Genomic DNA, 10,070 nt, shown 5'->3' with positions numbered 1-10,070 from the left:
CCTTAGGCCCCTTGTGATTATTCGTCACACAGATATCCTCAAAATCAGAAACTGACAATATTGATAATTTTGATAATATTGATAATTTCCCTGTGATGGATCCCGCCTAGCCCCGGAAATCAACCGGCCTGGCATTCATGCCGGGTTTAAGCTTGATCTGTACCAAAGAATTACCCCCCATCTTAAGGAGCCGCTGTATGCGAGGCCTGTCCGCCAGCGGCGTGAGAGGCGTACTGGTGGGCTAGCCTCAGCTCAATTAGATGAAAGGCCCTGTTCAGCAGCCCTTCCAAATACAATCAAAGAGCTGTTTTGCCCTCTGTCTTGCCCTGTTTCTCTTCTTCTATGCGGGTTCTCAGGCGCTCTGCCCACCAAACAAAGGATTTTTCAATGTCGCCAAAGGTATTTGTGAACTTGCTTCGAAGGGCCGAAGTCCCAGAACGTGCATCCAATATGGCCGCCAGGCGCTCGTTGGTTTCACCATCCAAGAATTCTGCTTCAACGGTCACTGACCCTACTCCGATCGCCGTACCCCGCAGGGTTTGCTTTCCCAGGCTCACGAGTTTGAAGGGAAGATAGATGGCAGAGACCTCACCCACAACCGGTGTTGATCTCCTGAATTCCGTAATGGCAGCATGCACGATCAGCACATCCGGCCCCCCTTCCTCCACCATCGTGTATTGCTCTGACAAGGTGTAATAAAGCGAAGTATGAAATAGGTCGATGAGCCTTTTCCGGTTTTCGGGCGAAACCCTGTTGATGGGCGATTTGGGATCGTCTGACTTCCAGAGTTCAATGGGCTGTATCCAGATCTTATGGTATCGGCTCCAATCTGCCCCCGGGCGGAAATAAACCAGGTTTGCCTGACCCTCGGCTCCTTCCTGCATCTGGGAATAGTCAACCAGGAAACCGGACGGATGGTTATATCGGTCATTGCTTACCTGCCGCGTTGTTTTACAGCTGATCAAACCGGTGATTAAACAGATGGCGAAAAGTGCCTCAATAAGTCTGTTTGCTTTTGTTTTTCTCATTGTCATGGAGTTAAAGGCCGTCAATTGTTAAAAATCACTTTAAAGTCATTTTTCATGCTGATTTCTCTCCAGCCATTTTCGAGGCACATCTGTCTCATGATCTCAGCATCATAATCGTACTCCCTATCCGCATCGTCATGATTGACAATCATTTGCAGGTTCAGCGGAGCGTTTTTACTGTATTCCAGCATGTGATAATCACCGCTTGAATTGCCCACAGCCAATACCGGGACTTTGCCAATCCGGTTCAGGATATTGACCGGCTTTCCTCCTTCATCGTTTACGGGTTCTACAAACCCGTGTTCGCGCACAAAATAAGATTCGTTGCCGTTTTCTACCCAACGGCTCAGCACCGTTGTCCCGATCGCATTGCGGGAAGGGATGCCTGCGGCATCTTCACAAAAGGAACGAATAAACTCAGTTTCTGAGCCGGAGACGATGTACACTTCAAAGTGATTTTCGTGCAGATAGTCGACCAGTTGCAGCATAGGGGCAAAAAACAGCTGATCGTAAGGCTTCTGATAGCGTTTATCAATGACTGTGCGAACATAGGCCTTCGCGGAGTCCCTGTATTGCTCATCGGTAAACCCGTCGTAAGCATGAAGTATTAATCCATACAAACCCTCTTCTCCGTAGAGGCTGAGCTTTTCAAAATAGGCCCAGTCGTTTGCGTACACCGCTTTATAGGGTTGTTTTTGTGTCAATTCAGGGTTTTCCTCAATCTGTTGAATGAGCTCCCTGATCACAAAATCGAAATAGACGAAGTCAGGTTTCTCGAGTAAAATGGTGCCGTCCATGTCAAAAACAGCCACACGCTCATTGACGGGCAGAAAACCTGGATTGTTTACATCGGTCACCGTGCCCAGGAAATCCAGAATTGAGGTTTTTGCTGGACCTTCATTCCAGAGCGCAAGGGGATCGTCATGGGCCATGACTGCCTGGGCAGAAGATTGAAAAACCCCGAGACCTAAATATGCAGTTATCGCTAAAACTGCAAAAAATCTGACTGTTTTCATTTTAAATCTATTCGTTTTATTGTCAGGTTCCTTATTGAATGCTGCTTGGACAATGAGGCAGATCTTAATTTACCAATTCTATTTCACCGGGCTTCCAGGTCTTGTCGAACCACGGTTCAAGCGGCCCGTATATCCGAAGCATAATGAACCACCCTTTTCCGGGTACCGTCTGAATCCAGTTGGCTTCTTTTCCTGCAGGGGCTTCGGGGCCGAACCAGACGTCCACCGAAGTGTCGGGGTTGACGACAATATTCTCCCTGAGGCTGCTGATGCTGGGAAATTGCTGATCGGTTTGAAGCAAAGACCGTGTCTGCGGGTCGTAAACCACAAATGACCAGAATCTTTTAGCAGGGATATTACCGGGCAGATGAAGCCTGTAATTTTTTCCGCCATCAAGATACTGTCCCGTCGCGTCGTGTTCGGTGGAGATGTACTGGGAAAGTTGCCCGACAAACTTCGTGCTCCAGGCGGGACTGCTTCCGGTTGCAAAGTAAAAGTATAAGGTACGGGCATCAAGGTTCAGCACCCCTCCAGGAGAGAATTTATAATCATTTCCGATAAATAAAGTCTTCCATTGGCTGTTGGGATAGAAGTAGGCCTCCTCATCGCGGGTTTTAAAGGTAATGGCGCGGGCCGTGGCGTTACCTATGGCAGCGGCATCGGTGAGAATGCTTTTCATCCGTTCATCGGGCTCAAAAGGTTGGCCTTTCTGAATGCCGATGGAGGCGAGCAGCCCCCTTACCTCAGGATTCACGGCCTCCAGCGGCTCTTCCTGGATGACCTGGTTGACTTCGTTATAAAATGAGAAGTCGTTGGAGTGGACGGTGTTGACATATTTTCCTGAAAAGTCGACAAAGTTCATTGCCGGAGGATTTGCTGCCATTTTTAGCGGGTATGCCCGGTAGTTGTTTTTTGCATAATCGATGGCTGTTTTCATATCCCCACCCTCAATAAAGACGCGGAAAAAACACCAGTTTCCGTAGGTTTTGGATTTGAGGACAAAATAACCTTCAGGTACAGGTTCATTATAACCCGGAGGAAGCAGCAGAAATTTCCCGCCCTTGCCCATATCCGGTCCGAGTGCCCCGATATCGGTTACGAAACCAAACCAGAAGTCATCAATCACGCCCAAAACCCCTTCAGGAATTTCAATCACGAGTGGTCCCTCGTGGGTGTCGAACCAGGTGACATTGTAAACGGTTTCCGTGTTCCCCGTGAGAAAAATACCGCGTGCATCCAACAGCGATTCAGAAATCAGGACGGTTTGGTTGTCCGGTCCAAAAGTCCTGATGCCTGTACGAAAGGCATATGCCGAGGCCGGGGGTATGCAGGTGAGAAAGGTCTGTACACCCCGCTGGAGATCCAGGTTGTCATAGACTTTCTGCGCAGTGGCATCGTCAGGGAAACCATCAAAAAACCGCAAGGTACCCAGGGACGTTTCCACCACATCGGGGGTGGTGATCGATGCGGGGATCTCAGTGGTCATTTTGTAAGCGGTCGCAGGGGTGCTTTCTTTTCCCTGTTCTCCGGCTTGTTTGCAACTGATCATTGTGATTGCAAGGGCAATGAACCCAATGATTAAATTGATCTTTTTCATAGTGTTTGGTTGTTTGGATTAAGGAATTAATTCGATCTCCCCCGGGAGCCAGGTTTTGTCGAACCAGGGTTCATTCGGGCCGTAAAGCCTTAAAAGGGCGAACCACCCCTTTCCCGGTATGGTCTGAATCCAGTTATTCTCCTTGCCTTCCGGAGCTTCCGGTCCGAAATAAACATCGATTGACGCATCAGGATTCAGCAAGAGTTCCTTATTCTGGCTGGACACCATTGGGAATTGCTGGTCCGTCTGAAGCATGGATCGGGTCTGGTAATCATACAGGATCACTGACCAGAAATCCTCCACCGGGACGTTCGGGGGCAAATGCATCGTGTAGTTTTTTCCGCCATCCAGGGGATTCCTCAAAGCATCCGTATAAGCAAGGGCATATTGTGATCCTTTACCGATCATCTTTAAATCTTCAGCTGGGCTAATACCCATCCCTACAAAATAACAGCCAATAAAGGCATTCATGTCCAGTACATTCGGCTGGCTTTCAGAATTGTATCCCGCCGCGAAAAAAGGACGCCACGAACCGTTCTCTGAAAAGTAAATTTCTTCCTTACGGATTTTATACGTAAGGGCTCTTGCGGTTGCATCACCAACAACAGTGGCTTCAGCCAGTATCTTCTTCATGCGTTCATCTGGAGCAAAAGCCTTCCCTTTTTCTATCCCGATGGATGCAAAGAAACCAAGACTAACCCTGTCTAAGGATGTTGTTTGCTCTGCCTGCACCACCTCATTTAGATATTCCCAGAACTCTTGACCTGATGGCGCTATTGCCTTGAAATTCTTTCCGGAAGCATTTACAAAATTATTGGCTGGCGGATCATTGGCCTGGGACAAGAGGTAGGCCCGGGCATTTTTCTTCAAACTTTCGATGGCCGGCCGGAAATCTTCACCAACAGCAAAATGACGGTAAAAAACCAAGCTCTGAAATGTAGGCGAATGAACCACAAAATATCCTTCAGGAACTGCTCCCTCGTATCCGGGAGGCAAGATCAGATATTTTCCGCCTTCTCCTTTGTCGGGTCCGACCATCCCCAAATCAACAACAAATAGGGACCAGAAATCATTGATCATTCCCAAAACTTTAGGCGGAATTTCAAGGACAACGGGCCCATTATTCAAATCGATCCAAACGCATGTGTATGGACTATTGCTGTTTGCCGTCAGCACCAGGGCACGTGAATCCAAAAGGTTTTCCCATGTAATGATCGTATTGTTTGCCGGACCCCATTCTGTCAATCCATTACGCATGGCAAGCATGCTTACGGGAGGAATGCCCAGTAAATAGGCCTGAACAGCCCGCTGGAAATCAAGATTGTCATAGAGTTTCTCCACGGTGTTGTCATCGGGAAACCCGTCAAAGAAATTCAAAACTCCCAAACGGCTTTCTACCTGATCAGCAATTTCAAAGCCTTCGGGGAGGGGCGTGGTCATTTTGTAAGCGGTCGCAGGGGTGGTTTCTTTTTCCTGTTCTCCGGCTTGTTTGCAACTGATCATGCTTATTGCCAAGGCAATGAAAGCAAGAATTAAACTGACTTTTTTCATTTGATTTGTTGTTTGATTTATTGAACTAATTCGATTTCGCCTGGCCGCCAGGTCTTGTCGAACCACGGTTCGAGCGGGCCATAAAGACGCAACAATGTCAGCCACCCTTTGCCGGGTATGGTTTGGATCCAGTTGGCTTCCTTTCCGGGAGGTGATTCCGGCCCGAACCAGATATCCACAGATGAGTCAGGATTGATGACGATGTCTTGTTTCTGACTGCTGGCGCCGGGAAACTGCTGATCGGTCTGGAGCATCGAACGGCTCTGAGGATCGTAAACAATGACTGACCAGAAGTCTTTGGCTGGGATACCATGAGGCAGATGCAGCTGATAATGCTGTCCGCCATCGAGTTAATTGCCTGTGGCATCGCGCTCTGCAAAGGCATATTGCGAGCCGATACCTATCATCTTCACCATCATGGCTGGTGTGACACCTGTGGCCGCGTAATAGAATAACGTCCGTGCATCGGGATTGAGAATCCCGCCCGGGGAGAACTCTATGTCGTTACCTATAAATCCATTCTTCCATTGGCTGTCAGCGTAGTAGTAAGCCTCACGATCGCGTGTGCTGAAGGTGATGGCACGAGCCGTTGCATTACCGACAGCCACGGCATCATCGAGTATGCCTTTCATTCGGGCATCAGGTGCATAGGGTTTGCCTTTCTGCATGCCGATAGAGGCCAGCAATCCGCGGATTTCCGGATCAACGGCCTCAAGAGGCTCTTCCTGGATTACCTGGTTGACCTCACCGAAGAACGTTGTGTCGTTGGAAGGAATACAATTGAAGAACGCTCCGGACATGTTCACAAAATTCATCGCAGGCGGATTCTCTGTCTGTTGCAGGGGGTAGATGCGGAAATTCTTCTTCATATTCTCCACTGCTGGTTGCAGGTCGCCATTTACCAGAAAGCCACGCAGGAACAGGAAGTTCCCAAAGGTGGGTGAACGCGCGACGTAATAGCCTTCCGGCACCTCGCCTGCAAAGTCCGGTGGAAGCAGCAGATACTTTCCTCCTTGTCCTTTGTCCGGACCCGCCCTGCCCATGTCGATCACATAACGACACCAAAAATCGTCAATAAAACCAAGCACATCAGGTGGCGCTTCGATGACCATTGGGCCACTTTTTGTATCGACCCAGACGGTGAGGTAGATGGTCTCACTATTCGCTAAGAGGTAAAGGCTGCGCGAATCGAGAAAGGATTCGGCGATGAGCACAGTTTGGTTGTCCGGGCCAAAAGTGCGGTATCCCTCCCGGGTCGCAAACATGGATGCCGCCGGCAAAGCCGTAAGAAATGCCTGTACGCCTCGCTGGAAGTCGAGATTGTCATAGACCTTCTTTACGGTAGCATCGTCGGGAAACCCATCGAAAAACCTTAAAGTCCCCAGCGAGGTCTCGGCAACATCGGGGGTGGTTACCGAAACAGGGATATCAGTGGTCATTTTGAATCTGGCTGCCGGTGCTTCTTCTTTATTACTTCTGTCATTCCGGTTACAACTCATGGCAAGGATCACTAAAAGGAATCCAGGCAAGAGGTAATAGATTTTTGCTTTCATTTCAAATTAGTTTTGGTTGGACAGAAAGAATGAGTGAGTCTTTGTCTGTTCATATTTTTTTGGGTTTGTGCAAAGAAAAACCCGGCTTTATTGAATTCCCGGCTCTGTAACATGTAATTGTTAGATTTACAGCAATTTGCGGGATTCGTAATTTTTTACCTGTTAATTCTGTCAAGTACTTCCATTCTGGTCTTTCGCAAATTTTCCTCCCGTTCTGCAGAAGTTACTTTTACACTGTTCTCTGCCATCACCGTCTCAAGATCGGACAACTTCACTTTTTTACAGGTCACTCTTTCTTCTTCTTTTTGATAATTAAACCTTCCTGTGATAGTGCCGACCTTAAGACCGCCGGTAGAAATCCAGTTTGCATAACCTGGGTCGTTATGTGTAATCAGAATCCTGATTTTCCCGTCCGGATCAGTCACCGCATCGATATTATTGATCTCTTTGGGGATATCTGTTGGGGATATGGACTGGCACCAGAAATTGGATGCCGTGAATGACCAGTATGCTGCCTCCACCGGTTTCATTTCCAAAGCCAGCACTTCATCAGGTTCCAGGTCCCAGGAGCCATAATAATATTTATTCTCCAAAGACCCCCCATATGAACTGATATCTTCGATGACCTTGATTCCATTGACGGTTTGCCGCATTAACCTGGTCATTTCCAGGAAAACCAATGCCACATTTTTTACCATGTTTATCGAATTGTTTAGCTTTTCGGCCAGTTCTTCTCCACTGTTACTTTCAATAGGGATGGTAAGGGGTTGATCGATCCTTTCTATGCTCAGTCTGAATCGTTTCTGGGTTTCATCATCCGCAATATACTCTCTGATAATTATTCCTGTTGTACTGTCGCTCAGCTGAAAAAAATTTCCATCAACCGGCTTCTCTTTACTGAGAATAACTTCATAAGAACCATCCTCATTCGCTTTATAATCATAAATATTCCTGGTTGAAAGGGTTTTGCCGCCCTCTTCTGTCACCCAGAAGTTATTCATAGCCTGAAATGTAGCCGTAACGGGAAGTCCGCCCTGAGGCTTGCACACAACACGGTAGATGCCGTTGGGATCAATGTTGGCACAGCGGAAGATTGCGTCCCGCTGATTGCAACCCCATGCTGCCAGATCATCCCAATTAGAGATGAATTTCGGCCGGTCAGGGTCGGCATTCAGCAAGTGATTATTAATTCCGGCATACAAGAGGGTGTATAAGTATCTGTAACCGTCGGAAACCACCTGGGGATCGTCTTTTAAAACCCCTGGCTGACTCATCAGCCAGGGACCTAATCCAGCCATTTTTTCAGAAACCATTTGCCATTCACGGGCCAACATATCTTGTTGATATTGTGCCGACTCTTTTTGTTTGATCAGATTAGCACCGGTGTTTTCTTTTTCCTGAGCAGCTTGGCAACCCATTAAAACCAGGAAAATCAGGACGGATAGTCTTCTCGCTTTCATTGCTTTTCAGAATTTTTAAACGGGAAAAAGGGCCTTGGAGAAATATTAAGATTTTATCCACACCAAATATCGTGTGGAAAAAAACAATGCGGAAATTTTGAAGGCTCGCCTTTGTACTGTTTTTAAAAAACCGTGCAAGAAAGCGTATGAAGGGTTATTTTTCCGTGAAATCCAGGTATCAATGCACAGTACATGGAAATTTTCAATCGGGAAATTCAGCTTCAGGTGTTGGGTAAATGCGCCGTTTCTTTAAGGCGAATATCTGCAGGCAGTCAGGGATTGAGAATCAAAGGATCGCCAGGTAGTGGGAGTTAGTAAGCGTGACTTAATTAAACCGCGAAGCATAAGAGCCGGGTGGCTCTCCCTCAAATTTTTTGAAGTCGGTAATAAAAGCATTGCGCGATGAAAAACCGGAAAGCATTCCTATGGCTTCTAGGGTAATCTCACTGGCCTTTCCTTCCTGGATCAGGGATTTTGCATGGTCAATACGCCACTTGTTTCGGAATTCATTGAAGTGTTGTCCCTTAAATTCTCTGAAATAATAGGCAAGGTGATGGGCCGGAACATCAATGAGTTTTGAAAATGAAAAAAGATTACATTCGGAATTTATATAGGGCTTATGCTCTTTCATGCAACGGATTACCTGTTGTTCTATGTTTTTCAGATAATCCGTTTCAAATGCACTGGGGGCCTGTCGCGGTGTTTTTGGCTCAGGCTGCACTTTGCTTTTTGCCGGATTGGCTGGTGGCTCCTGATCAGGAACGCGGGGCAAGCCATAAAGAATCGACGGGAAAAAGAAAGGCGAAATGAGCAACCCTATAAGTCCGGCCAATGAAATGCCCTGTATTATTTTAAGCGCCAGGAAAAGCTCTCTGAATTGCATCTGGAAACTTTTAAATACCATGGGGATTTGCGTTGCCAGCACAATAAGTAAAAAGCCAAGCAAAGAAAACATCCATTTTTTTACGAAGTGCTGCCGTGAGAATACAGCTGATATTTTGTTTTTTCTGATGTATTTGATCAACAGGTAAAATGACCAAAGGGTGTATCCCAGAATAAGAAATAGCCGAACGGCAAACAACCATACCTGGGGGACAAATCTGCCCAGCAGGGTGGCTTGGTACTGACCGAGAAATGCAGCATCTTCAGCAGTTTTTCTGGCCAGTTCAACTTTCTCGTTCCAGGAGAGAAATACTTCGGGTAATGCAGAAACAAAAAAAATGACCAAAGGCAAAAAATGCCATATATCGCTGCGCTTCAGTCTTGAATCATCGGTAAGTACACTCCTGACATACCAGTAAAGCATAGGCCCGATCAGATACAATGGCGCGACTGCAATGGGCAGATTATACAAAAAGAAGCTGATCAGGGTCACCGATTTTGAATACAGCAATATGTACTGGTATAGCACATAAAGACTTAAAAATAAGAAGAATAAACTCAGGTAAACCGTCGAATGAAATTTCCTGGCATTTATGAGGAGCAGGAGCGAAAGAAAAATGCCAAACAATGATAAAAATGCCAGCATCGGTTTTTAAAATAATGGATTGTTTACAGACTTTAAAAAACAATTACGTCGGAACCTGTAACTCGTTCATTTTGCCTCTCGGCTTAGCAGTAATGCATTCATTCAGAGTAATCCGGAAAGGACTTTGGTTTAAATTTTTCCTTTCACATCCTATTTTAAGAAACCTGGGAAGTTTATTTCTCTATCAAATATAAGAAAATTAAGGGATTTATCAGGCCCAAGCCCTGCCAGTTGAAAGTTACCGCTTTTTAGTGCGCATAAAAAGCAGATATCTTTCATTTGGCATGCTGTCATTAAGGTTACCCTTACCGTTTGAGTGTATTTGCCGTGAGATATT

At 46.6% G+C, this 10,070-nt stretch carries 8 protein-coding genes and 1 pseudogene; all 9 read right to left on the bottom strand.

Annotated elements, in window-relative coordinates; translation table 11 throughout:
* Positions 1-296 precede the first annotated feature (296 nt).
* The gene (locus tag V2I46_12150; GenBank protein MEE4178247.1) at positions 297-1,028 is read right to left on the bottom strand and encodes a DUF3313 domain-containing protein; all 732 of its coding nucleotides are present in this window, start codon (positions 1,026-1,028) and stop codon (positions 297-299) included.
* 20 nt (positions 1,029-1,048) lie between these two features.
* A complete protein-coding gene (locus V2I46_12145; GenBank protein MEE4178246.1) occupies positions 1,049-2,044 on the bottom strand; it encodes an HAD family hydrolase in 996 nt (331 codons plus the stop codon).
* Positions 2,045-2,108: 64 nt separating this feature from the next.
* Positions 2,109-3,641: a DUF1254 domain-containing protein gene (locus V2I46_12140; GenBank protein MEE4178245.1), complete on the bottom strand. Its 1,533-nt coding sequence runs from the start codon at positions 3,639-3,641 to the stop codon at positions 2,109-2,111.
* Between the two features lie 18 nt (positions 3,642-3,659).
* Complete coding sequence (locus V2I46_12135) at positions 3,660-5,192, bottom strand: DUF1254 domain-containing protein (GenBank protein ID MEE4178244.1); 1,533 nt, start codon at positions 5,190-5,192, stop codon at positions 3,660-3,662.
* Between the two features lie 17 nt (positions 5,193-5,209).
* Positions 5,210-5,530, bottom strand: a pseudogene (locus V2I46_12130) (DUF1214 domain-containing protein).
* Between the two features lie 12 nt (positions 5,531-5,542).
* Positions 5,543-6,745 (bottom strand): DUF1254 domain-containing protein, encoded by a 1,203-nt coding sequence (locus tag V2I46_12125; GenBank protein MEE4178243.1) that lies wholly within the window; start codon positions 6,743-6,745, stop codon positions 5,543-5,545.
* A gap of 155 nt (positions 6,746-6,900) precedes the next feature.
* On the bottom strand, positions 6,901-8,205 hold the full coding sequence (locus V2I46_12120; GenBank protein ID MEE4178242.1) for a DUF1214 domain-containing protein: 1,305 nt from the start codon (positions 8,203-8,205) through the stop codon (positions 6,901-6,903).
* A gap of 325 nt (positions 8,206-8,530) precedes the next feature.
* Positions 8,531-9,733 (bottom strand): helix-turn-helix domain-containing protein, encoded by a 1,203-nt coding sequence (locus V2I46_12115; GenBank protein ID MEE4178241.1) that lies wholly within the window; start codon positions 9,731-9,733, stop codon positions 8,531-8,533.
* Between the two features lie 150 nt (positions 9,734-9,883).
* The coding region (locus V2I46_12110; protein MEE4178240.1) for a hypothetical protein at positions 9,884-10,070 on the bottom strand (187 nt) is incomplete at its 5' end.

The organism is Bacteroides sp. (genome assembly GCA_036351255.1).
In the GTDB taxonomy this organism is placed as follows: Bacteria; Bacteroidota; Bacteroidia; order Bacteroidales; family UBA7960; genus UBA7960.
The sequence above is the reverse complement of the archived record's forward strand: the minus strand, read 5'-3'. Positions and strand labels throughout refer to the sequence as shown.